Origin of the sequence: Mesorhizobium sp. M1B.F.Ca.ET.045.04.1.1, from assembly GCF_003952465.1 — a bacterium.
Classification (GTDB): domain Bacteria; phylum Pseudomonadota; class Alphaproteobacteria; order Rhizobiales; family Rhizobiaceae; genus Mesorhizobium; species Mesorhizobium shonense.
In genome coordinates, this window is sequence record NZ_CP034448.1 from 7,617,475 (window position 1) to 7,640,517 (window position 23,043).

The 23,043-nt window shown below is 58.0% G+C and carries 21 protein-coding genes and 4 pseudogenes; 19 read left to right on the plus strand and 6 right to left on the minus strand.

Annotated elements, in window-relative coordinates; all coding sequences use genetic code 11:
• Window positions 1-11 precede the first annotated feature (11 nt).
• The 10 genes from EJ071_RS37455 to EJ071_RS37505 all read left to right on the plus strand — a co-directional run bounded on the left by EJ071_RS37455 (window position 12) and on the right by EJ071_RS37505 (window position 11,957).
• Window positions 12-803, plus strand: a complete 792-nt coding sequence (locus EJ071_RS37455) for a conjugal transfer protein (RefSeq protein ID WP_126102321.1) — start codon at window positions 12-14, stop codon at window positions 801-803.
• A gap of 219 nt (window positions 804-1,022) precedes the next feature.
• A complete protein-coding gene (locus EJ071_RS37465; protein WP_126102323.1) occupies window positions 1,023-2,102 on the plus strand; it encodes a type IV secretion system protein in 1,080 nt (359 codons plus the stop codon).
• A 235-nt stretch (window positions 2,103-2,337) separates the two neighbouring features.
• Window positions 2,338-2,967 (plus strand): type IV secretion system protein, encoded by a 630-nt coding sequence (locus EJ071_RS37470; protein WP_245460128.1) that lies wholly within the window; start codon window positions 2,338-2,340, stop codon window positions 2,965-2,967.
• Window positions 2,964-3,800 carry a P-type conjugative transfer protein VirB9 gene (gene virB9 / locus EJ071_RS37475; RefSeq protein ID WP_126102325.1) on the plus strand — a complete coding sequence of 279 codons (837 nt, stop codon included), beginning with the start codon at window positions 2,964-2,966 and terminating at the stop codon, window positions 3,798-3,800. The genes EJ071_RS37470 and virB9 overlap by 4 nt, the downstream gene beginning before the upstream one ends.
• A gap of 16 nt (window positions 3,801-3,816) precedes the next feature.
• Window positions 3,817-5,214, plus strand: coding sequence for a type IV secretion system protein VirB10 (virB10, locus tag EJ071_RS37480; protein ID WP_126102326.1), 1,398 nt, complete (start codon window positions 3,817-3,819; stop codon window positions 5,212-5,214).
• On the plus strand, window positions 5,211-6,260 hold the full coding sequence (gene virB11, locus EJ071_RS37485) for a P-type DNA transfer ATPase VirB11 (protein WP_126102327.1): 1,050 nt from the start codon (window positions 5,211-5,213) through the stop codon (window positions 6,258-6,260). The genes virB10 and virB11 overlap by 4 nt, the downstream gene beginning before the upstream one ends.
• The gene (locus EJ071_RS37490; protein WP_126102328.1) at window positions 6,229-9,102 is read left to right on the plus strand and encodes a type IV secretory system conjugative DNA transfer family protein; all 2,874 of its coding nucleotides are present in this window, start codon (window positions 6,229-6,231) and stop codon (window positions 9,100-9,102) included. The genes virB11 and EJ071_RS37490 overlap by 32 nt, the downstream gene beginning before the upstream one ends.
• 887 nt (window positions 9,103-9,989) lie before the next feature.
• The gene (locus EJ071_RS37495; protein ID WP_126102887.1) at window positions 9,990-10,421 is read left to right on the plus strand and encodes a MucR family transcriptional regulator; all 432 of its coding nucleotides are present in this window, start codon (window positions 9,990-9,992) and stop codon (window positions 10,419-10,421) included.
• A gap of 696 nt (window positions 10,422-11,117) precedes the next feature.
• The gene (locus EJ071_RS37500) at window positions 11,118-11,411 is read left to right on the plus strand and encodes a hypothetical protein (RefSeq protein ID WP_126102329.1); all 294 of its coding nucleotides are present in this window, start codon (window positions 11,118-11,120) and stop codon (window positions 11,409-11,411) included.
• Window positions 11,412-11,771: 360 nt separating this feature from the next.
• Entirely contained in the window at window positions 11,772-11,957 is a 186-nt protein-coding gene (locus EJ071_RS37505; protein WP_126102330.1) for a hypothetical protein, read from the plus strand.
• Between the two features lie 1,056 nt (window positions 11,958-13,013).
• Here the strand turns inward: EJ071_RS37505 and EJ071_RS37515 are convergent.
• Window positions 13,014-13,889, minus strand: coding sequence for an RNA ligase family protein (locus EJ071_RS37515; protein ID WP_126102331.1), 876 nt, complete (start codon window positions 13,887-13,889; stop codon window positions 13,014-13,016).
• 65 nt (window positions 13,890-13,954) lie between these two features.
• Between EJ071_RS37515 and EJ071_RS37520 the strand changes: the two genes are divergently transcribed.
• Window positions 13,955-14,206 (plus strand): DUF3606 domain-containing protein, encoded by a 252-nt coding sequence (locus tag EJ071_RS37520; protein WP_348628124.1) that lies wholly within the window; start codon window positions 13,955-13,957, stop codon window positions 14,204-14,206.
• A gap of 492 nt (window positions 14,207-14,698) precedes the next feature.
• Window positions 14,699-15,208, plus strand: coding sequence for a hypothetical protein (locus EJ071_RS40180; RefSeq protein WP_281058925.1), 510 nt, complete (start codon window positions 14,699-14,701; stop codon window positions 15,206-15,208).
• Here EJ071_RS40180 and EJ071_RS37535 read toward each other — a convergent pair.
• Window positions 15,174-15,299, minus strand: a pseudogene (locus tag EJ071_RS37535) (IS110 family transposase); the annotation flags it as partial. The gene EJ071_RS40180 and the pseudogene EJ071_RS37535 overlap by 35 nt on opposite strands.
• Window positions 15,300-15,378: 79 nt before the next feature.
• On the opposite strand from EJ071_RS37535, the gene EJ071_RS37540 reads away from it, so the two are divergent.
• From EJ071_RS37540 to EJ071_RS40195, 4 genes are all read left to right on the plus strand, one after another.
• Window positions 15,379-16,059, plus strand: coding sequence for a DUF1403 family protein (locus EJ071_RS37540; protein WP_281058891.1), 681 nt, complete (start codon window positions 15,379-15,381; stop codon window positions 16,057-16,059).
• Window positions 16,060-16,132: 73 nt separating this feature from the next.
• The gene (locus tag EJ071_RS40185) at window positions 16,133-16,336 is read left to right on the plus strand and encodes a hypothetical protein (RefSeq protein ID WP_281058921.1); all 204 of its coding nucleotides are present in this window, start codon (window positions 16,133-16,135) and stop codon (window positions 16,334-16,336) included.
• Window positions 16,245-16,568, plus strand: a complete 324-nt coding sequence (locus EJ071_RS40190) for an SMC-Scp complex subunit ScpB (RefSeq protein ID WP_281058922.1) — start codon at window positions 16,245-16,247, stop codon at window positions 16,566-16,568. The genes EJ071_RS40185 and EJ071_RS40190 overlap by 92 nt, the downstream gene beginning before the upstream one ends.
• Window positions 16,568-16,795: an SMC-Scp complex subunit ScpB gene (locus tag EJ071_RS40195; RefSeq protein WP_281058892.1), complete on the plus strand. Its 228-nt coding sequence runs from the start codon at window positions 16,568-16,570 to the stop codon at window positions 16,793-16,795. The genes EJ071_RS40190 and EJ071_RS40195 overlap by 1 nt, the downstream gene beginning before the upstream one ends.
• A gap of 59 nt (window positions 16,796-16,854) precedes the next feature.
• On the opposite strand, the gene EJ071_RS39920 is transcribed toward EJ071_RS40195, so the two are convergent.
• Window positions 16,855-17,430: a hypothetical protein gene (locus EJ071_RS39920; protein ID WP_245460129.1), complete on the minus strand. Its 576-nt coding sequence runs from the start codon at window positions 17,428-17,430 to the stop codon at window positions 16,855-16,857.
• A 560-nt stretch (window positions 17,431-17,990) separates the two neighbouring features.
• Between EJ071_RS39920 and EJ071_RS39925 the strand changes: the two genes are divergently transcribed.
• A complete protein-coding gene (locus EJ071_RS39925; protein WP_245460130.1) occupies window positions 17,991-18,476 on the plus strand; it encodes a hypothetical protein in 486 nt (161 codons plus the stop codon).
• Between the two features lie 56 nt (window positions 18,477-18,532).
• Entirely contained in the window at window positions 18,533-19,465 is a 933-nt protein-coding gene (locus EJ071_RS37560) for a LysR family transcriptional regulator (RefSeq protein ID WP_245460131.1), read from the plus strand.
• A gap of 82 nt (window positions 19,466-19,547) precedes the next feature.
• On the opposite strand, the pseudogene EJ071_RS37565 reads toward EJ071_RS37560, so the two are convergent.
• The 3 pseudogenes from EJ071_RS37565 to EJ071_RS38945 all read right to left on the minus strand — a co-directional run.
• Window positions 19,548-20,036: pseudogene (locus tag EJ071_RS37565) on the minus strand (IS630 family transposase); the annotation flags it as partial.
• A gap of 79 nt (window positions 20,037-20,115) precedes the next feature.
• Window positions 20,116-21,376 (minus strand): annotated as a pseudogene (gene ltrA / locus EJ071_RS37570) (group II intron reverse transcriptase/maturase).
• A gap of 537 nt (window positions 21,377-21,913) precedes the next feature.
• Window positions 21,914-22,372, minus strand: a pseudogene (locus tag EJ071_RS38945) (transposase); the annotation flags it as partial.
• Window positions 22,373-22,523: 151 nt separating this feature from the next.
• Here EJ071_RS38945 and EJ071_RS39930 point away from each other — a divergent pair.
• On the plus strand, window positions 22,524-22,946 hold the full coding sequence (locus EJ071_RS39930; protein ID WP_245460132.1) for a hypothetical protein: 423 nt from the start codon (window positions 22,524-22,526) through the stop codon (window positions 22,944-22,946).
• Window positions 22,947-23,043: the final 97 nt, after the last annotated feature.

Sequence of the window (23,043 nt, forward strand, 5' to 3'; positions counted from 1 at the left end):
GGATAGGCAAAATGAATAAGCTCATCATAACAGGCGCATTGAGCGTTCTGGCGATGTCGTCGGCATATGCGCAGGTCCCTGTTACGGACGCTACTAACATCAAGATCAACCAGGAGATCCAGCGTCTGTCGGCGCAGATCCAACAAGATACTTCCGTCGTCAAGGACAACACGACGAAGACCCTGCAGGCAATTACCGGTGATCGCAGCCAAGACGCCAGCCAGTTTGCTTCCCTTGCGACGGGCAATGGGTTCAGTATGGGCCAGGCGCCGGGTTTCGACAGCATCCTCTCGGGCAATTCAGCTGTCTTCGGTGGGATCGGTGGGCAGTTTCAGAATGCCGCCGCGAAGCTCATCAATGGGCTCAATCTGGTGAAGATGGTCACAAACAGCGTCAATGGGGGAAGTCTGTCAGGTGCTAATCAGGCCTATTCGCAGGGCATTAGCGCACTCACAACGATGACAGCCCTAACCGATGCGATGAATGCTGCGTCGAAGGATCGTCAGAATTCGTTCCAGCAGGCTACGCAGCAGATCGGAACGGCAAAAGACCTCAAAGGCGCGCTCGAGCAGAACACACAAATGGTGCTGCAGGGCAACCAGACCGCCAATGAAACAGTCGGCTCGTTGAACAACCAGGTCATGTTGCTCAACCAGCAATACAAGGCGGCACTGGCGACATCCTCGCAGAATTTGCGAACTTTTGCACCCCTTCCGGACAGCGTGATCCGCACTGGCAATCAAGGTCATCAAGGGCGGTCAGTGCGTGATCAGCTGAAAGCTTTCCAGGATCAGAACCAGTGAAATTGGTCGTAATCACCATCGTTGCCTGCACAACTATCGGCGGCTGCGCAGGCAACAATAAATACGAGCAGTTGGCAAAATGTTCCGACGATGAGAACCCGGTCCCGCCGTTAGCGCTGGGCCCACGACACGATAACAACGGCGCATCCGCCGCCTTGGCGGGAGTAGTGAAAGATGATTGTGGTCCGATGAGGCCGGTCAATCAGTTTTAGGTGAGTGATGGATCCAGTCGGTTACGCTATAAATTTTTATGGAGATGCACTAAGGTATTTTGACAAGGTGAATGAGGCGTCGCTAGAACGGGCTTGGGGTTTGTTCGCAGAGAACGGTAACCTGATCTCAACGATCTTAGCACTTTTTTTGATCCTTTATTTTATGTGGGGAGCGCTTGGGCTGTCCGGCGTGTCCTTACAGGACATCGCCATAACCGGATGCAAGGTTACGCTTGCCTATGCGCTCATTATGTCTTGGGCGCTTTTTTATGATAATATCGCACAGTTTGTTTTAAACACGCCACAGGACCTTGGCTCTGCGATTTCCTCAGCCATGGGAGGAGACGTCGCAGGTACCGATCTTTCCCAACAGGTCGCCAGTATGGCTCGCAAAGTATATAACTTTGCGATGGAATTGTTCCGTTCGTACGAATCAGGCTGGTTGCCAAACGTCACTGGCGCCGTCGTGGTTTTTATCGTCCTTGTTTTTGGTCTTCTTCCTATGCTGCTTGTTCTAACCGGGGTAACCATCTATGCTAAGATGATTACTGCCGTAATGTTGGCGATTGGTCCCATCGCAATACTCAGTTATTTCTTCGGAATAACGAGATTCATTTTCGATTCTTGGGTGAAAGGTATTGCTTATGGCATGTTCATGCTTCTGTTTACATACGTCATGGCAGGCCTCTCATTTGGCTTCTTGGTCGGGATGATGGATACGATCGGGGGACAGATGGCTACAAGTGAAAATGCCCTAGCTATCGTGTTGGCGATGGTGCTTTATCTGTGTCTCATCTCATATTTTATCATGCAAGTGCCAGAATTTTCGAAAGCTTTCGCGTACGGATCACACCTCGGAGTTGGCCCGAACGACGGTGGCGTGGGTGCTCCCTATAATGCGCTGAGGGGCAATCTTGCCTCCAACAACAGCAAATCTGCACAGGCAGCGGCAAACGCTCTCGGTATTATCGGGGCAGGACCGAAAGGCGCAGCTTTGGCAGCCATGGCTGCTGGACGTGGTGTTGGCGCTGGCGCCGGTGCGTTAGGGCGCATGTTGACGAAAAGACGGCGTAGCGGCGGCGGCTAACGGCTAACTGCTGCTGTTGCCATTGGGCATCACAAATCCCTTTTCTTACACTGGAGTATAATCCAGGATGCATGTGATTGATTCACACGCCATAAAGTTTGCGTCGATTTCGGACCTATGAGGTTGGCCGGTGGCATTTTCTAAAACGCGACACTTTGAAGGGCCAAGCAGTCAGCTGCCAGGTCCGCAAGAGACATATAAGCAGCATCTTTCATGGGGCGAAAAGAACAGGTCGTTGAGGACTTTGATCGGACTCATCTTGTTGTTCTTCGCTATCGCTGGATGGGCTGTCGCGGGCATCTTGTCCTTCTCTGTGGCGCAATTGTTCCCACTGGTGCGTACCGAGGTTGTCCCTTTGATAGTGGACAAGAACACCGGCTACATGGAGACGGTGACGACGCTTGAGAAGGATCGGACGAACGTCGCCGAAATGCAGGCGGTCCGCGCCGCTTTCGTGGGCAATTATGTCATTCGTCGCGAGACCTACGATCCGCGCTACCTCTCCGACAATTTCGACATGATCGCGGTTTGGTCCGAACCGGGCTCGAAGGCCTTCAAGGACTACGAGGACTCGATGAATCCGTCGAATCCGCAGGGGCCGGTCAAGACACTTGGATCAACCGGCGAAATTCGACCGGTAATCCTTTCGGTCAATCCTCTCAACGCGACCACTATGTCAGTGCGCTTCGAGACAAGGGAACGGCAACGCGGTGGCGAGGTGGTGAACAGATGGTCTGCGACCGTGCGGTACAAGCAGATCAACTTGCCGGCAAGCAATAGGGTGCGGCTCTTCAACCCGCTCGGCTTTGTCGTGACCGAGTATGTGAAAGTGCCGGAAAATATGCCCACCGGGTTGGTTCAATGAAGAGATCTGCGGCTATCCTCTTGAGCCTGCTTTTAACGACAACAGTGGCTCAGGCAGAACTGGTTGCACGGCCTGGCCGTTTTGATCCTCGCGTGCGGACATTGCCCTATTCGTCGGAGCAAGTTTTTTTGGTGACAGGAACCTACGGGATGGTGACGACCATCCTGTTCGGTGCCGATGAGGAAATCACTCAGGTCGTGGCGGGCGACACAGTGTCATGGCAGATTCTCACATCTGCCGATCGGCGGTCGCTGACCTTGAAGCCAATGGAGAAGGATGCGCCAACGAACTTGTCGGTCGTGACAACGAAGCGGACCTATTCCTTCGATCTCCGCGTCAATGACAGCCGCTCGATGCAAAATCAGACCTATAAGCTGCGCTTCACTTATCCAGAGGATGCGGGCTTGAAGGGCACAGCAGAGCTGTGGAAGCAGGCACAGGACGCCCAAAAAAACCCTAATATCAAGAACATCCGCCGGGACAAGGTCAACTACGACTATGGTTTCAAGGGTGGTGATTCAGCCAAGCCTTTGTGGGTGTTCGACGATGGGCTGAAAACCTTCATGAAGTTCACCGGCGACATACCTGCGATTTTCATCGTTGACCGGAAGCGGCGGGAAAGCCTCGTCAATTATCGCCGGGAAGAGGACTATATCGTGATTGATACGGTCTCCCGGCAATGGACACTGCGCTACGGCACGGAGGAGGAGACGTGCCTCTTCAATTTAAGGACTGCTCCGGCCGATGCGCCAGCTCCGATCGAGGGCGTAGTCGGTCCGAAGAGGATAGGTTCGGGCGGCCCCCGTAACAGCCTCATCCAACCCGAAAATTGATCAAGGTAAGGGCGATATGTCAGATTCTCACTATCACCCAATCGAAGGCGACATAGCGATCGGTGGACAGGTCAGGAAGGCGGGCGTCGGCATCATGCGTCCGGTCGCCGTTGCGGCCGCGATAGCTGGTGTCGGTATCGTGCTCTATTTCCTTTTATCTGGTGGCGAAGAAGCCCCCGCCGTCGACACCACACCTCGCGAAGAGTTCCGGCCGCTGTCAGCACCAAGCAATGAAGGCTTCACCGCACCGGCACCGCCACCTTTGCCAACGGTGCAGGTGCCAGAGGCTCCGCCGCCACCGCCGCCACCACCTCCGGCAGCTGTGATCCCGGCAGCGACGCCGTCAGCTCCACCCGTTGATGTCGATTGCTCGAACGGTAACAACCCGGAACATCCGAAGTGCGTTGAACTTGCTCGCCAAGCCAAGCTGCTCGAGCGGGTGCGTTCGAGTTCCATGGTCTTTGATCAGTCGGATCAAACCAGGATCGCTGCACAGGCAACGGCGAATGATCAAGCCGGCGGCGGCATGATTGGCGGCGGCGATCCTTCTGCAACTGGAGGGCAGGATCCAGGTGGCGCTGGCGCAGTGGATAATGATCGAGCGTTCCTCAAGGCGATGGGCGCACAGGGGGTAGAAGTCTCCACGGCGACCCAAAATCGCAGAACCGATGCGTGGATCCCACAAGGAACGATGATCCGCGGCACGCTTGAAACGGCCATAAACTCCGATCTTGCGGGCATGGTGAAGGGGAACGTGCGCGAGGACGTTTATTCGTTCGATGGTCGTCGCATTCTGATCCCGGCCGGCTCGTCCTTGATCGGGGACTATAAGTCTGGTGTCGAGCGCGGGCAGGAACGTGTGTTCATCGTGTGGACCCGAATGATCCGTGGGGACGGCGTATCGGTGCAATTGGGTTCATATGGCACTGACCGTCTCGGCCGGTCGGGCATGACCGGCAAGGTGGACAAGAAATACTGGGAACGTTTCGGGCCGCCTGCGCTGATGACGATGATCGGGGGTGCGGCTCAATATGTCGCGTCGCTCGGTCAGAAGGACACACAGTACATTACCGTCGTCAACTCGGACGGATCGGTCGCGCGGGTTCCGCAGGATAATGGCAACAATTCTCAGGACCGTGCGCGACAGATTGCGGCTGAAACGATCGCTTCCGGTATCCAGCAGATGGCTACTGAAGCCTTCCAGGACACCCGAAACGTTCGGCCCACCATCCATATTGCCCAAGGCTCCGACATCACGGTTTTCGTCACTCGCGATCTCGATTTTTCGGATCTCTACCCGGATCCCGTTCGTGAAGAGTTCGAGCGGCTTCTGCATAACAGGAGACAGCGGCCAAGTGCAGCCCCGCCGCCAGCCTACGCTGCCCCTCATTCAGGCGGGCTCGTCTATAAATGAATGCACGACCGACGATATCGCCAGAGCAGCACTTTCTCTCCGAGGCGCTGGAGCCGATAAGGCAATTTCTCGATGATCCCGGCATCGTGGAGATTTCATGCCAGCGGAGCAACGCAGTGTGGCTGGAGCGGATCGGCAAGCTCGCCATGGAAAAGGTGAGCGTGCAGGGTCTGGAGCAAGAGGCCATACGCCATATGGCTTCTCGCGCTGCATCCTTCACCAAGCAAAACGTAAATGCCGAGAGCCCGCTTTTGTCGGCCACGCTTGAAAATGGCGAACGCGTTCAGTTTGTCTTGAACCCCACCTCTGCAACCGGGCACGCCTTTTCGATCAGAAAGCAGTTCATCCGTCACTTCGACCTGAACGATTATGAAAAAGCGGGGGCTTTTCGATTCACGAAGCGAACAGGGGACGACTACATCGACGACATGGACGTCGAGTTGTCCAAGCTGTTGCGCGCAGGGAAGGTGAGAGACTTTCTCGAGATTGCGGCCAAAAATCATCGAAGCATGCTGATCTCCGGTGGCACGTCGACGGGCAAGACGACGTTTCTCAACACGATGCTGACCGCGATTCCAGACAATGAGCGTTTTGTCTTGATGCAGGACACGGCCGAGCTCGAGCCGCGCCAGGAAAATGTCGTCTCGCTGCTCGTATCAAAAGGCGGGCAGGGAGAAGCGCGCGTGACCATGACTGATCTTCTGGCCACCGCGCTGCGTTTGCGCCCAGACCGGATTTTCATGGGCGAGTTGCGTGGCGACGAGGCGTTCGACTTTTTGAATGCGATCAACACCGGCCACCCGGGATCGATGTCGACCATTCACGCCAACTCGCCACATCACGCTTTTAACCGGCTGTCGACGCTCGTCCTGAACAGCAATGTTCGCATGGAGCGTGACGATATCGTTCGCTACATCCGGTCGATCATTCCGATTGTGGTTCAGTTGAAGAAGAGTGATGCCGCCGGCGGCCGCGGCGTCAGCGAAATTTATTTCGCCGATGAGGTAGACGAAGATGGCAAGCGTGTTCACGGACGAGGAGACTGACCGCCCGAAGTGGACGGGCCTTCAGAAAGTATCCTTCTTCACCTTCCCGGTGGTGCTTGTCGCCGCGATTGTGATGTGGCTTGCCTTCTTCACGTTCATCTACGATCTCTATGTGACGTCATTCGGCACGGCCTCACTCTTCGACTATCTCTCACGAGCCCCGCTTCTCGACGGTGTTCGATACATCTGGTCAATCATCGGTATCCGAAACACCTTCGGTTTGTCCGTTCTAGCGTTCGTTCTGGCCGCGCCGTTCCTCTTCGCGTGGCTTTGCTTGTGGATGCTGAAGGGAGGAAGAGCGTTTTCGCGCAAGATTCTCTATCTCTTACATGTGCGATCAATGTTCAGCCTGATCGCAAACACCGGCCTTATTTTTGTGGGTGCCTATGTCGGCGCGGTTGCTTACGGCATCGCCTTCTATCTGGTAGCGACGAAATTTGGCAACAACGCCGCCGCGGCTGGGTATTACGGCAATCATCTTTTCGCGATGTATCAGGCTCCCTTCGGTGCGATCGACGCAGCAGGCGTCTATCAGCGCCCGGCGCGCCAGATGGTTCTGGCAGCTTTAGCCGGCCTTGCGGCTGCTGGGCTTTTGGTCGGCTTTCCGATCGGTGCAGCGATCCAAAAGCGTCAGCGGATGATTATGGGGAAGGCTCGGTTGGCGACGCTGAAAGATGCGTCTGATTTCCGGCTGCGTGACAAGCACGGGATCGTGCTCGGACTGAAGCAGGGGCTGCTTTTGCGCAATGACGGTGACCAACATGTCATGGTCATCGGTTCGCCAGGGCAGGGCAAGTCGCGCAGCTTCGTGATCCCGACCATGATGAGTTTTCAGGGCTCGCAGTTCGTCCTCGATTTGAGTGGCGAGTTGTTCGAGGAGACCTCCGGCTACATGAAAGACAAGGGGTACGAAGTCTTTCTGCTGGCGCCGGGCTCGAAGGAAACCGACGGCTATAATCCCCTCGATCTTATCAGCAAGGACCCCAATCAGCGGATCACCGATCTTCAGAAGCTGACGCAGATGCTGCTTCCGGAGCGCCTTCGCTCCGATTCATCCGACTTTTGGGAGGAAAGTGCTCGTATCCTGATGACGGCGATGTTGGGCTTCGTTCTCGAATGCCCGGATACGCGGAAATCATTGAGCGAGCTCTATCGAATCCTCAACTCGATGTCGGACGAGCGCAAGGCTATCGTGCAGCTGCTCGAGAACTATGAAAGCGTTCTTTCCGACCAGACCCGCATGCAGCTGACCAAATTCGCAGGACGACATGAAAAGCTTGGCGAAGGTATCGCGGCCGAGATCGTCGCCAAGCTCAATTTCCTGCAGAATCCTCTCGTCGAAGCTTTGACCTCGATAACGACGATTCCGATTGACCTGATCCGCAAGCGCAAGATGGTGATCTTCGTGCAGGCCGACTGGAACGCCATCCAGATCTATGAGCGGCTGATCTCGATTTTCATCCAGCAGATGGCAGACAAGCTAGTCCAGATGGGCAAGTTGCGGGATGGCGAACACGAAGTCCTGATGATGCTCGACGAGTTCGGAAATAGTGGCCGCATCGACACGGTTCTGACGTTGGCGCCGCTGATCCGAAAAAACGGTGTGCGCTTCGTCTTCATTCTACAGGACGGTGCCCAACTTGAGCGACTTTACCAAAAGTCCGGACAGAAAATCCTCATGGGGTCTTCTACCATCAAGCTTTTCATGAATTTCCAGAACCAGGAAGACGCCTCGGCGGTGTCCATGGCGGCTGGTAAGACGACGGAATGGATCGAGCAGTCGTCTTACACCCACCGTCATGGTCGCCGGGACCGCTCGGTTTCAAAAGTTCCGGTGTCGGTTGACCTTCTTCCTGTCAACACGCTGATGATGATGAAGCCCGAAGAAGCGATCCTGCAAGTGACCGGCATGCCGCTCATGCGCATCATGAAGCTGGATTCGGGCGGGGAGCGCATGTTCTCGAAGGTTCGCAACTTCAAGGCCTTACCCAAACCACGTATGGAACCGGTCGAGTGGACCACCGCGGACACTGAAAAATTCAATGCAGCGCGGCCGAACCCGAAGGGCTCGTTGGATAACGGTCACAATGGCGGTGGCCGAGAGGGTAGGGCCGGTAGAGGAGGGGCTCGGCGCCCCAAGCATGCGCAAGATGTTCGGTTCAAGGTGAAGGACGGTGTCCGGCTGGTGTTCATCTCGTCCCTCGATGAACTGCGCCAGCGTCTTGACCTGGACGAGAAACGGGCCGCGGGAGTGACTGAAGACGATTTGAGGAAAGACCGGCAGAAGGAACAACCGCCTCAGCACATCGCGAACGTCAATTCGGCATCACTCAGTCTTAAAGCCGACGATGGGGAGAGCGATAAGCGCACGAACCGGAAACGGCGCGCTCTGAACGACGAGATTGCCGGCGAGCGCCGTGGGGCGGCGGCGGCGCAGCGCGCAAACCAGGAGGCTTACGAGATCGACAAGGCCGATGATGACTCCCTCGACGTCGATCTAGAGAAGCTCGAGCAGAACAAATACGCGGGCATCCTTAAAAGGAAGGATCCTGACAGGGATCGGCATCTGGCGCGTGAAGATGAGCCCGGCATTCAGGTCGCACGTTCACCGGTGCTTCTGCGCCAGGAGGTCCGCAAGGCATTCGATTCCGACGGCGACGCCTTTAATCAGATGATTTTCGATAGTGTGAATGCAGCCAGCGAGGTGGAGGTCACCGACTTGAACGCCGACGTTGACCTGATGGTGCAAAAGCTTTCGGAAAGAATGTCGGACCAAACGTCGCGTCTCTATCTTGAGGAATATGCTAAGAAGGCGCGCGACCCGTTGGCAGAGGAAAGCTAAGTCGGATCGCGCAACTCTCCGAGGGCACCGGGCACAGCGGCGTCGCGAGCCGAGCGAAGCACCCCGGAATGTCGCTCGCACAAAGCTCTGGCGCGTGAAACACAAATTTTGCCCCACAAGCGTGAAGACGATGCCATTGCATGCAGAACCGCCGGTCCATGCTTCAACGCGATCAGAGTGATCAGGGTGCATCTGTTGCAGGCCGGCTGAATTCTTGCCGTGTAATTGGCACAAATCCAACCATCACGACAAAAGCAGTGTGATCGTCTTTACTGGCCTTGAATTACCTGCAAGTTCGACGGCCAAGCTCAAGTCGAGCCCGATCCAACTATTCCAGGAGTTGCGAACTAATTGCCGAGGCATCGCGTGAGATAGTCAATGTCCCAGGATGGAAATAGATGTGACGATGATCATTCTAGCGGCACGCTATTTCCGCGAGAAAAACCAATGGCATAGCGAAGTGCCGCTGAACAATAGAGCTCACTGATCCATTCTCAACGGCCGGCCCGCTTGCACCCATGGCGCCGTCCGAGGTGAATAGTGCATTTGCAATGCAGGACGTAAGAGATGAGACATTGTCATGGACCATTTCGTCCAGAAACCGAACCCCAATCAGCCGTATCGATTGGATAGCCTGGCCCACTAGAGTGGAGCGAGATTTGGCGTTGTCACGCTGATGATGCTCGGATGCGTACGTTATTCTGGAGGAATGCAGACCCGCCTTCCGGCGCCGAATGTTTCCATCGCCAGTTGCATGAAATAGGCTCCTTACACCAGATGCTACAACTGATTTACAATAAATGGGCCATTTCTGGCATTGATTAATCTTTATTCGCAAGTTAGTAAGGCTGATGTGCTAAAAAGGAGAAGCTATTTTGGCTGATGAAATGACCAACCTGATCGGGCTGACCACTGACATTGTGTCGGCTTATGTGAGCAAGAATGCCTTGCCGATTTCGGCTCTGCCGGACCTTATTCAGAGTGTAAATCAATCGCTTTCGAAAATCGGGCAGCCGTCCGAGCCCGAGAAACCGGCCCAGGCTCCAGCTGTCAATCCGAAACGGTCGATATTTCCGGACCACATCGTCTGTCTTGAGGACGGCAAGAAGTTCAAGTCGCTGAAGCGCCATCTCGACGTCCATTATGGACTGACCCCCGACGAATACAGGTCGAAGTGGGGGCTGGCCGCGGACTATCCGATGGTCGCGCCGAACTATTCGGCCTCGCGATCGCAGTTGGCGAAAGCCAGCGGTCTCGGCCGCAAGGCTGCGGCCAAGCCGGCCGCCAAAGGGTCTGCGAAACGGAAGGCGCGAGCGTAACCGTTTGTCAGGCTGGTAGGTCAGACTGCGCGGAGGTCGCAGTTTGCTCGACCGGCCATTTTTTTGCAGCGGCTTCAGCACCGACCGGTGGCGATCCTAGGCTGGGCCGCAGCACCTCTTGTTTATTTACTCATCGCGCCAAATCACACGCTTTTCCCAACGGATCTGCACCAGCCGCCGGAAGCGGATGGTGTGGGCCTGCTCGCCGGTCGGGTGGAATAGCTGGGCGCTCATCCACTCCCGGCTTCCACATTGCTGGCACCGGACGCTATCCCGCACCTGATCGATTGTGACGTTGCCGATAACCTCCCGCAGCTCGGCCGGCTTGTAGTAGCGCCTGACGTTGCACCGGGCGCAGCGGATCCCGGCCACTTGCCCGGCATCGTGGGCATGCGACAGGGTCCAGGCGGCGCCTCTTGGCCACTTTTCCGGTTGCTCGGGCATGGATTGGAATTGAGAACATATTCCTGTCCGGTCAAGGCCCCTGCTTGACTTTTCGTTCTCATTTTGTTCACAATTGTCCATGAGCGAAGAAACTCCCAGGCCCGACTGACGGGCATGCCGTCGCGCGCGCGGCTTGCGAGCATGACGGGCTCTCATCAATGACGGCGGCTGGGTGTCCTCTCCAAGCCGAAGCGAGCGCGCCGCGCTTCAAGCCTCGCGGCAAAGGGAGAAATTGCTGTAGGAGCATGAGTAATGTCCCGCCATCAATTCGTCTATGAACTGGAAAGCACCGCCAACCATATCGCGGACGCGTCGCGGGCCGATCTGCAGGTTATGCTGCGGAGGGCCGCGCTGATGCTCAGAAATCTTGGCGGGCTTAGCCTCGATCCTTACACCGACGAGGTACTGACCGGCCTGGCCGCCGAAATGGGCAAGCCGAAGCCGGCCCTGGTGGAAATGATCGTGAGCGAGTGGCTTGTGGCCAATGCCTATCTGCCGGTGCCGCGTGCGCTGGACGAAGATAGCACGGTGGAAGGCAACGGATGATCAAGCCGACCAAGCATCCAGCATGCAACCAAGCATGATCTGAAACCCTCCATCGCTTCCTGGCAATACCGCGTAATCAACCGTGGTTACGCGATGGAGGCCTATCTGGATCTCTGACGCGTATCGGGCGCAGCACTGCGCCCGTCGGAGAAGCAGGTGGATTGCAACGGGCAGGCCGCCGCGGTGGGTCTCGTTTGTGATCCGACGCGTCGGCCGATCGTCCGACTTCCCAAGGTCCTGGAATATGCCGGACAGGATCTTGGGTTTGATAGGACTCGGCTTAAACCGTGATCGCCTCGCGACCGTAGCCAAGTTTCGTCGTTCGAATGTTCGGCAGCCCTAGAAAATGGAGACACGGCAATGTATGGCGAAGAAGGCATCCCCGGCACGGACCGCAGCAAATACCTGAGCATCCATTTGGTGGACTCCTGGCGGCTGAAGCGCCTCTATGATGAGTTGCCGGACGGCGACGTCGGCCTTGAAATGATCGCCGATGAACTCGAACGGCGCGGCGAAGAGGGGTGGTGCTTATGGGCACCTCCCTAATCGACAACTCACGCTCCTGCGCCAGATGGCGCAGGAGCGAGGGGCCAGTTCGCCCAAGTTCGTCTTGCCAGCACCCCTTGGTGGCAGGGGGACGTATCCGTTACCCGAGTCATGAATGCGCTTTGTAGGGCGAAGATGATCCGCATGTGGCGCGATGCCGCCGTAACCAGCACATGAAAATCAGCGACACTGGCTGGAATATCCTACGTTCGCGCCAAGCGGATCAGCCCTCCCTCCCGGCTGCGATATTGAGGTTGTAGCCGTCCGGGAGGGCTCCTCGGTGCTCGAGGTTTGCCCACTGGTGACGATTTGTGAGGTCTGCCCTTCAACCATTTAAGGCGAAACCCCAAAAAGCCTTCGAAAAAGGCGATTATGAATCATTATGACAGCTCAATCCGCCGATTCACCATTCGTTCAGGATATTAGATTAGGCTAATGAGCGGACATGCTGAGTACCGCGTACATGGCTAAGGCCCTAGCGCTGATCCCCCCTCGGCGCTGGGGCTTTTCGGCTTCGCCGCTCACATTATCGGCGCACCGGGTTCAACCCTGATCTGCCACGATCTGATGTGTGGCACGTCGCGTATCGTACGAAGTGGACCTCGGTTTTCGCCAACAGGAACAAAGCCTCCCTCTGCGCGTATTGGATCTAGGGTTCCGGCGCAGGCCGAATGGGGTGGCTGATGGCAGTTCGCAAAAGAAGTCGCATCCGAAAGGCAGCCTTCCCTTACGGCGACTTGCTGTTGGCACCTGCGGTCGTGGCTATGCGCCTTCCCATCATTGCCTTAGATGCAAGTAGCAAGGCCCCGAAACGGGCCGAGGCGATATTGGCGGTGACAGAGAAGACGATAGCCTTCGCCCAGGGAGCGGCGGCTGCGCAAGCGGCTATGCTCAGTTCAGCTCTACGGTTCTGGCCGGAGATTTTATCGGGTCGAAGCCCTTCGCTCGTAAACGGCGATGCATTAGAAAAAGCCGTCACGGCCGCAGTTAAGCCTGTGGGCCGCAGGGTCAGGGTCAATTTTGAGCGGCTTTCAAAGCCGACCGAACAGACCAGGCCTATTCGGCCCAAAAGTCTATCAGTGAGGCGTGGCGAAGCTTCTCCTCGCCCTTGAGGCACTTCACCCGGCCCACCAGACCCGGCTTCAGCCATTCAGCGTTCTCTTTCACCAGTCCCTGCGGCGGAGGAGCGCCGGCCTTGGCCTGGACGCGTTCCCAAAATCGCTGTCGCTTGTCGGCTTTGAACGTCACGAAGGCGGCACCCATGTATCGGCCGTTCTCCGCCAGCAGCACCATCGCCGGTTTGCCAGTCTCGCGCTTCACGCCGATGACGTCCATAACTTTCTCGATGTAGCACTTGATCTTACGCCAGTTCATCGTCGACCCACTGCGGTAGACACTGTCCAGCCGCTTGGACACGATACCCTCCCACCCCGCTTCGCAAGCCAGGTAGTAGACCGCGTCACCGGTGCCTGGCAGCGCCTCGCTAAACTGGATATGACCGCCGGCCGGAACAAGCGCCTGTAGGATCTCGCGCCGGTCGCTCAGCGCCATGTCGCGCAGATCGTGGCCGTTCAGGTGCAGCAGATCGAACGCAACCAGATAGAGGTCTTGGGGGCGCCTGGTAATTGCCGTGCGCAGCGCGTGGAAGTCGGAAAGCCCGGCTTCGTTCGTCACGATCACCTCGCCGTCGAGGATGAAACTCTCTGACCCGATCGACCTGGCATCATCGGCGAGCGACCGGTATTTCGCGGTCCAGTCGATCCCGGATTTCGTGAAGAAGCGAATTCCGCCGGCATCCTTGACGACCTGGGTGCGGCAGCCGTCGAATTTGACCTCGTGGCTCCAGCCTTCGCCTTTAGGCGGCTGCTCGACGAGCAAGGGCTCCATCGGACGAATGAAAGATAGCCGGACGCTGCCGGCAGGCTTACGCATCGAAAACCCACGCGCGATCCCGAATTTGATTCAATATCGCACAGCCGCAAGCGTTCCGTTAGCGATTGCTGAAAAGCAAAGAGAACAATCGCGCGTGGCCGCTGTTCTTCCTTCTCTCAGGAGGAACCGCCACGGCCGATGACAAAACCAAGCGTGATTTCCGGGACCGCGATCGCGTCTCAGCCGATGAGGACTATGAGGTGCGCTATTTCGCCAAGCAGCACCGGCTTACGACCGAAGAGGTTCGGGAACTGATCGGCAAGCATGGCAACGACCGCAAAACCTTGGAACGGGAGGCTAGGAAGTTGCGCGGGTGACAAACTTTCGGACATTGGCCGACGATCACCAGCTGCCGACCCCCGGAAAACGCAGGTACTTCAACGATTGCAAGAAATACCGATAACCGTCGGCCGGCCCCGTTTCCGGTGAATCTCCGGCACCGCGAAGCACGAGCCGCTTGACCGGATACGGTATCTCAGATTGTTTCTTGGGACGCGGAACGAAATTCGCACATCGAAGTTAGCAGGCGCTGCTTACAGGGACAAATGCGATGCTGCTTGCTGTGAACGACGCGGTATCGACTGCCGTTTTGGCCGGCAGAGGCGGAGACGCCGAAATCTTCGGCGTGATCGATCTCCCCAGCAAAGTTGAAACTAGGATCGGCGCCATCAGCCTAGGGCGCGCTATTCAGTTCGTTGCGAATGCATCGGTGCTTGGGTACGATGTTCGTGGTGCAATGGTCGTATATGGGGAACCAGGAACGCCGAGCTTGAGGGTGTGGGATTGCGAACATCTTTGGGCGCAATACGGTGGCGCACTTCTCCAACCATGATGCGAACTGGGCCGTCGACCTTTATAAGTCTTTTGGTGCATTTTCAGCGCTGCGCAACATAGTTGCGCTAAGAGTGCCGCTGGACTTTAATCGTCCTCAAGGGCATCCTCCCTGGTGGGGGATGGGTTTGGACAAATCTCGACACTACAATCGATCTGAGCAATGGCGAAAGCGCGGCGCCAGGCGCTCCCGCGCCCGACGTTGGGCAAGCGCGCCGGGGCGCCTGATTTTCGTCACTGTCGCCGCGGCTGGTGCGCTTGCCGCCCAAACGGCAATTCAGCACAGCGACAGCTTGCTGGAAATCAATGCGTCTAACTGGGTTGGGCCGAAGCCGCGGCCGATCACCGGCGTCGCCTCCGTCATCGACGGCGACACGATCGAAGTCCATGGGCAGAGGATCCGTTTCAACGGCATCGACGCCCCGGAGAGCAAGCAATACTGCGAGGACGCCACATCTTCTCGCCATTTCCCGGCGACAGCGATGTGATCAGCCAGGTGGATTGGCTGAGTTCCATCGAAATGAAGATTGCCGCAAGATTAGTGTGGATCGCGGTCGCGGAACTTTCGATCTTGAACATCGGGGGCCTCGGAATAAGGGGTTGGTGGGACGGCACTCATTCTGCAAAAACGATGGCCGCCATCTAGCCCCATGGAATCTTGACACGCTTGCCCGCGCAACCTGCCTGGGTCGGCGCCTGGCGCCAGCGGTTGGCGCTCAAATACGCCACCGCCAGCATGCGGCTCGCTGGCCGCGCCGAAGACGAGGCCGCCCTGCGCGACGCCCGGCAGCTTTGCCCGACCGGCGCCGATCCCGGTCTCGCCGGCGCCATTTTTGGGGCTTGGCGCCAGCTGGCGCTGCAGCCGCCGGGGGTCAGCGCCGATCCGCTGGCAAAAGTGACCGAGATGCTCGGGTTCGCCTGGGACGATGAGGCGCTCGCCGACCTGTGCGCGGCGATCGACTATCAGGTCCGCGCGGGTTGGCCGGCGCCGTTTGCCGCCGCGGCGATTGCCGCCCGTGTCGTCGCCATGCGCCCCGATGCCGAACTGTTCGCCTGGTGGCTCGCCGACCTGGTGCTGGCTCAAAATTTGCGCTGGCCGCGACCGCTACCGCTGCTCATCGCCCAGGCATTTGCTCCGGCCTTCCGCGCCGACGCCGGTGGCAAACGCATCCGACCCGGGGAGAAAAGTTTTGAGCGCGTGGTCTGCGTCGCGCTGGTTGCGGCAGCGGCCGACGCCTGCCGGCTGGCCAGCGACCTGTCGCGCCGCGCCGAAAAACTCCTGGCGGTGGCGCCGAAACTGCGCGCCAAGGGCGCCGGCGACGTGATTTCTTGCTCCTGAATGAAGATGCTGTCTCTGGATCGCTGGTGACAAAGGGCTGTCGCGCTTTGCGGCGCGGCGGCTGTTCGAGCGACTGCAACAGCTCGAGGCCGTGCGCGAGCTGTCGGGCCGCACCAGCTTCCGGTTGTTTGGCTGTAACGATGAGCCAAGCCTGCGTTCGCCGCAAGATAGACGAGCAGCCGGCGCTGCTCGACACCGAGCTCGAGCACCTGCCGCCGGAGCTGCGCTGGCGCGAGTGGATGGGCCGGGTCGAAGCGGTGATCTTTGCCGCCAGTGAGCCGGTATCACGCGAGGTGCTGGCGCGGGTGGTAGGCAAAAGCTGCAATCTCGAGCTGGTCATCGACGACATCCACGCCGAGCTCGCCGGCCGCCCCTATGAGCTGGTTTCTGTCGCCAGCGGCTGGCAGCACCGCACGAAAAAAGCCTTTGGCGACATCATCCACGACGCCTTCGGCCAGCAGGGCGCCGCCGGTCAAAAGAACTGTCGCAGTCGGAGGCGCTTGTGCTGATGTGCATTGCCTATTTCCAGCCGATCACGCGCGCAGAACTGTGTTCCTTCTTCGGCAAGGAGGTGTCGCGCGATCTGATCGGCGTGCTGCGCGCGCAGGAGCTGATCGCTTCGGGGCCGCGCAGCCCGCAGCCAGGCGCGCCCTACACCTATGTGACGACGAAGAATTTTCTGTCGCAGTTCGGGCTCGACACGCTGCGCCAGCTGCCCGGATTTCGAGGCGCTTGAGGACGCCGGGGCTGCTGTCGAAAGAAAAGCTGCTGGCGGGCGACATCACACCGGGGTTTTCAGATTGCGATCAGGATGACGGTCCGGAGTCCGACATCTGAAAGCAGACCCGATCCGACCTCGTGGTTTGCGCCCACATGCCTCTGCCCCGCCTTGGCGCCAACCGGCCTGGGTCCGTTAAACGAGCGCGCACCAAGCTGCCAGTTGCGCGATCCGACCACGACGATGGCTATTCCAAACACTGCATCAACAGGGAAGGAGCGAAGCTTCGATGGTTTGAGCGAGATTTGCAAGTCAGCTAGCTCCGCCACCACGTCAGATCCGAACGTAGAAAACAGGTCAATCAAGTCATCTTGCCGGGGCTGGCCAAAGGCCAGCCGATAGGTAGCCAGAGACTTTTTCAGATTCTCGTAGCGCTCTACCTCCCGACTAAACGGACGGATCAGGATCATGCGCACGATTTTAGCGTGCCCAGGGTAGACCCAGTAGGGCACGGAATCGCCAGTACGTCCTGCCGCATCACGGCTCGGATCATAACTTCGACCGCCAATTGATCCCGGCGATCGATGCTGAGATTTTGTAGCGGCCCTGATCGTTATGGCACTTGCCGTCATCCAGGTTCGCATGTCGTCCAAGAAGTCGCCTCAGCCGGCCACTTCCTGTCATGTTCAGCCATATCCGATTGAAGAGGTCTTGTCTGAGACACGACACACTGAGCCGCGACAGCCCGGCGCGAAAAACAGGCTTCCTCTTTGTTTTAACACGGTGGCACGCCGATTGCATTGCACCGAGAAGGCGCGGAGTTTAGCCATCAACCTCCATCAATCAGATGTTCCGAGCCAATGAACTGATAGCGGACAAATCCAAGGAGTAGCTCATGCGGGTAGCCATGGTGACGGACGTTGATTCTACGGACGTGATCAACCGCTTCGGTCAGCCTTGTCCGAAGCCGCCGCAGCCATGGCCGAATTGGGGCACAACTAGAAGCGTGGTCTCGGGCACAATTAGTAGCGTGGCGGTCGGCACTGCACGAGGTCGGCCACGAGACGCTGCTGTGCGAAGGCGACAAAACACTGCTCGCTACGCTCGAGCGATTCATGCCACCGGAGGGCACTCATGGCGAGCACCGTGTCACCACGAAGACAACAGCTTCGGATTACAGCTCGTACATGAGCCCGCTCAGTTGGGTCAGGCTGTGGAAGCGGTCGTCACGCAGTATGCGCAGGATGCGCTCGTGGAAGAATACATTGACGGTCGTGAAATCTGCGTTGCGCTGCTTGGAAACGGAGAGCTCGAGGTATTTCCCTCGGTGGAGATCGAGCTCGGCGAAACTGGTATTTATACTTGGGAAGCGAAGTACCAGGCGGCCGCGAGCCGGCCGAAAGTTTGCCCGGCGGAAATTGGGAGCGGCCTTGCGACTTTGGTGCAGGATATTTCGGTTGCATCCTTCCGTGCGTGCCAGTGCCGGGACTATGCCCGCGTCGACGTCCGGATCGATCGCGCGGGCCAGCCGTTCGTCCTGGAGATTAACCCGCTGCCGGGGCTCAACATCCACTCTACTTTTGCTACAGCCGCAATGACCGCCGGACACAGTTACTCAAGCCTGATAAATCAAATCCTCCATGTCGCCCACCTGCGCTGCTTCGGAATTGGCATCCCCCGGCCATGTTGGACATCTTGAAATTGTCTCAATGGCGGGGTGGGTGTGAACGCCCAGGAGACAAACCAGGCGCCCTCTTGGGCAATCTGGGCGGCCAAAACCTGAGCTGGAACCTCTTGCGCAGTTTTTGCATCATCGCTGAAGAGAGGAGCATCACCGGCGCCGCAAAACGTCTTCACATGAGCCTGCCCTCCGTGAGCCTTGAGTTGAAAAAACTCGAGGATCAACTCGACTGCAAGCTCGTCTTCCGCGACCCTCGCCATTTTGCGCTGACATTACGTGGCGAACAGATTTATCAGGAATGTTCGGAGATGTCCCGGTGCGTTGACCGAATCGGCATTCTCTCTCGGGACGGGAGCAATGACGAATTCGGGGAGCTGAAACTCAGCATGGTTACTCGGCTACAGTCCACGCTTGTAGACGAAGCACTCCGGCTGTATCACCAGCGATACCCGTCGGTCACATGGCATATCGACATCAAAACCTCGCTCGACATCGTGCGACAGATTTCAATGGACAAGGCTGGCATCGGCATCTGTCTTTTGACAAAAAAAATGCCGACGCTGCGATGCCGCCACTTATTCCGCGAAGATTTTGGCATATTTTGTGGCGCCGAACACCCTCTATTCGGAGTTCAGGAGGTGGATGTCCGCAGGCTTCAACAAGAGCCCTTCATCGCCTTCGATTGCGCCAATGATGGGAGCGGATTCGAGCCGATGATCTTTCTGCGAGAAGGCCTTGGTCTTGGACGTCGGGTTAGCGGATGGAGCCGCGAGCTCAACGAGGTGCGCCGAATGCTGATATCGGGTCTGGGCATAGGCCTTTTGCCCGTTCTCACCGCCCACGACGACGTGGCCCAGGGGCGACTGTGGCCGTTGCGGCTGTTCGATGAGCCGCTCGGCGCGGATGTCTACCTCATCTCCTCCAACTTGAGCGCGCTGACCCCTCCGGAACAAAAATTTGCTGACCTGATTGACGAGCTGCTGGGCCTTCATCCGGGGATGACCTGAAGGTGTGGCACCCAGCAATGCATCATCGAGCGTCTCATCAACGTCGAATGACCTTCATCGCGGCGGCTAGAGCACATCCTGTTTAATCTGGGTCATATCCTGCGGCCTTGAAGTAGTTTGCGCATTCAGCTGGTGTGAACTGGTCGAGGATCGAACCGACGGCGTCCCACAGGGCGTTGATGGTTCTCTCGGCTTTGGCGCGCATGAGAGCCTTGAGTTTTGAGAAGGCGTTTTCGATCGGATTGAAGTCGGGCGAGTATGGCGGCAGGAACAAGAGCTTGGCGCCGACCTGTTCGATTGCCTCTCGCACGCCTGCCGCCTTGTGCGCCGGCAGGTTGTCCATCACGACGACGTCGCCCGGCGCCAGGGTCGGGACCAGGACCTGATCGACATAGGCAAGGAACACACTGCCGTTCATGGCACCGTCGTAGACGAATGGTGCGGTCATACCCGCCAACCTCAGCGCGCCGGTGAAGGTGGTCGTCTTCCAATGGCCGTGCGGCACGCCGGCCCGGCAGCGCTCACCGCATGGCGCACGTCCCCGCAGACGGGCCATCTTGGTCGACAGCCCGGGTGAGTAGGCCGGAGGGATTTCACCTGCCGGCCTCTCGCAGAACGGTGCGTGAACCTCTCGGTTCACACCGCTCCCATCAGGCAAACGTATTCGTTCCGATCGCCTTCCAGTGCACAAACAGTCCTGGATTTTCCCACGCCAGCTTTCTCACGAAGAGGCTGGCACGCGTCTTATGGGACTGAAAGCGCTTGAACTTACGCATGATCCACGCCCTGAGCTTCCGGTTGACGTAATCAGCCAGAGTGGACAGGGCCGAACGGCTGTAGCGGCCATAATAGGCTATCCATCCGCGAAGGAGTGGATTGAGCCGTTGGGCGATTTCAGCCAGCGTCCCCGGCGTCTGCCGCGGGATGTTCAAGCTTTTGATCGTGGCCCGCATCGACTTAATTGCCGTTGGGCTGGCCGCAGGCGTGTAACCACAGAAGAACTCATCTCGCCGTGTGTTCGCCACGCGTCGCGGCCGGAACTGATACCCGAGGAAGTCGAACACGACATTCGGGTATTCCCCCCTGCGCCTTTGGTCTTTGCAGTAGACGATTTTGGTCTTTGTCGGATGCATTTGAAGCCCGCATGCTGCCAGTCGAGCACCAAGCTCCGCCTTGAGGGCTTCTGCCTGCTGCTCATTGCGGCAATGCACAAGGCCATCGTCCGCATATCGACACCATGGAAGGTCAGGATGCGTCCGGGTCATCCACAGATCAAATGCATAGTGCATGAAGAGATTCGACAAGATCGGGCCAACAACGCCCCCTTGCGGGGTACCGCGTGTGCGCTCCACGACTTCCCCGTTCTTCTGCATCGGCGCTGCCAGCCATCTTTCGATGTAGAGCAGAGCCCACTTGCATGTGACGTGCTTTCTGACCGCCTTCAGCAGGAGATCGTGCGGAAGATTGTCAAACAGCCCTTTGACGTCGAATTCCAGAACCCAGTCATGCTTCCAGCATCGCTGACGCGTGACGCCAACTGCATCCAGAGCCGATTTTCCCGGCCTGTAGCCGTAGGAGTCTGGAAGAAAGAGGGGGTCCAAATCCGGCTCAATCATCTGCTTGACCACCATCTGCGCGATCCGGTCGCTGACGGTGGGCACACCCAAAACCCTTTCACCTCCACTCTTCTTCGGAATGGAGACAGCGCGAACCGGCGGTGGGAAGTACGTCCCTGAGGACATCCGATTCCAGACCTTGTAGAGGTTTCCTTGCAAGGTCCTTCTCGAACATCTCCAAGGTCTGCCCGTCCACCCCGGCTGCACCATGGTTGGCTTTGACCGCTTTGTAAGCTTCGTACACTTGTCGTTTCGCAATTCGAAACGGCTTGTCTGTCGTACCTATCGAAGTCATCCTGTTTCCAGTTGTTTCAAACAATACGACCACCTGATCCGACCCCTTTGCTCCGGCTCCATTACAGGGCCCTCAACGCTCATACGGGTCGGTCCGCCCCAGTCTCCTGCATCGGTACTCTCGCCTTACGGGTTTGGCCCGCTTGAGCTTCTCCCTTTGCATCAGGAGCCTGGTTCCTGCAGTTCCGCGCAAATGCCTGTGTCCGACTCACGCCCCCTCTACGCCGGTCGCCGCCCGCCCAGTCATCAGGCATCTGGCGGACTTGTCCCAGGATGACGAAACGGTCCTGGTTTCGGCGACACTTACGTTCATAACGACGCGTCTTCGAAGGGTTCACTTTCGTTCGTCTTTCGGACACCCACCTGCTCGGATCTCGTCCGAACTTTTCATCCAACGCTCACCACCACGGCTCTTTACCGCAGCAGCTTGGACTGGTTTGAGACCTGCTCCTGAAAGCCGATCTCGGAGGGCCGTCCCATCATCCACGCAGCTTTACACTACGGTCTTAGTTCATATTGAACTCCTTCTGCTGCTCTGCAGCACACTCTCGTCAATGAAGACGAGCTTCGCCGGATCGAGATCGAGTTGGCCGTCGAACCAGGCGCGGCGGCGCTTCAGGATGTCGGGGCGGTCCTGCTCCAGTGCGTGTGCGGACTTTTTTGAACGTCCATCCGTGGCCGCGAAGCCATGCGCTCAAGGCGCTGCGGCTGATCCGCACCCGACCGCTCGCCTTCCAGCCGCTCTACCATCTCGTTCAACGTGATGTCCTTGCGCTCATTGATCAGCCCGACGATGAAGGCTTCATGCGCATCGAGGCTGGACGCGCGGCGGCGGCCTTGCGGCCGCGGCGCCAGTTCGCCGATCTTCGCCCGCGCGATCCAGCGGATCGCACTGATATCCCGACCCCAAACCGCGCCGCAGCCTGCCGGGCCGACATGCCGCGTCAGACGCCTTCAGGACCCGCAGCCGGAGATCCTCGCTCAGTGATCTTCCCATCATCCACCTCACCAAAGTGGATGTTGAATCATCTGCCAAGGCCGCCGTCACATCACAATCGATTCATCGATCACAGGACGTGCTCTAGGTCTTCTTGCGAAAGGCCGGTGGATTTGAAAACGGTCCGGCCGATCTCGTTTAGGCTGCCCGGGTGGCCCTGCGCAAGCTCCGTCAGATCCGCTACGATGTCTTCTGTGAAGAATGCGCCCTCGGCGATCGGCTGCGCCAGATCGCCCGCCAGAACAGCCGCCGCGCGCCCGTCGACGAACACCCGCGCCCCAGTGATCGTAGCCGTATCGAGGTGCGATCCCTCCCTCAGCCACGCGCCCGCCGCATCGTCCGGATATCCCGCTGCGGCTACGGCATGATGCGAACGCTGCTTTATGAAGCCACGCAGACACTGGTGACGCGCGTGACGAAATGGTCGTGGGTGAGGGCTCGCGCGATGAACGTTGCCAGGCAGCGCGGCCGACAGAAGGCCATTGTCGGGTTGGCTCGCCGGCTGGCGGTGATCACGCGTCGCATTTGGCGCGACGGCACGAGTTTCGTTGGACGCGACAAGATATCATGCTGAAAGCCTTGGTCGTACGCCCCGACCATATGCGCGCCGGCCAAGCCGAAACCATGTCGGCGACGGTAGAACACGGAGATGAAACATGACCGCAGAGCGA

What these genes read in the sequence shown, in the direction of transcription:
- EJ071_RS40195 (WP_281058892.1), top strand. Translation starts at nt 16,568, where the DNA reads ATGTGCATTGCCTATTTCCAGCCGATCACGCGCGCAGAACTGTGTTCC.
- virB9 (WP_126102325.1), top strand. Translation starts at nt 2,964, where the DNA reads ATGAAGAGATCTGCGGCTATCCTCTTGAGCCTGCTTTTAACGACAACA.
- EJ071_RS37500 (WP_126102329.1), top strand. Translation starts at nt 11,118, where the DNA reads ATGTCCCGCCATCAATTCGTCTATGAACTGGAAAGCACCGCCAACCAT.
- EJ071_RS37490 (WP_126102328.1), top strand. Translation starts at nt 6,229, where the DNA reads ATGGCAAGCGTGTTCACGGACGAGGAGACTGACCGCCCGAAGTGGACG.
- EJ071_RS37505 (WP_126102330.1), top strand. Translation starts at nt 11,772, where the DNA reads ATGTATGGCGAAGAAGGCATCCCCGGCACGGACCGCAGCAAATACCTG.
- EJ071_RS37515 (WP_126102331.1), bottom strand. Translation starts at nt 13,889, where the DNA reads ATGCGTAAGCCTGCCGGCAGCGTCCGGCTATCTTTCATTCGTCCGATG.
- EJ071_RS37455 (WP_126102321.1), top strand. Translation starts at nt 12, where the DNA reads ATGAATAAGCTCATCATAACAGGCGCATTGAGCGTTCTGGCGATGTCG.
- virB10 (WP_126102326.1), top strand. Translation starts at nt 3,817, where the DNA reads ATGTCAGATTCTCACTATCACCCAATCGAAGGCGACATAGCGATCGGT.
- virB11 (WP_126102327.1), top strand. Translation starts at nt 5,211, where the DNA reads ATGAATGCACGACCGACGATATCGCCAGAGCAGCACTTTCTCTCCGAG.
- EJ071_RS37495 (WP_126102887.1), top strand. Translation starts at nt 9,990, where the DNA reads ATGACCAACCTGATCGGGCTGACCACTGACATTGTGTCGGCTTATGTG.
- EJ071_RS37465 (WP_126102323.1), top strand. Translation starts at nt 1,023, where the DNA reads ATGGATCCAGTCGGTTACGCTATAAATTTTTATGGAGATGCACTAAGG.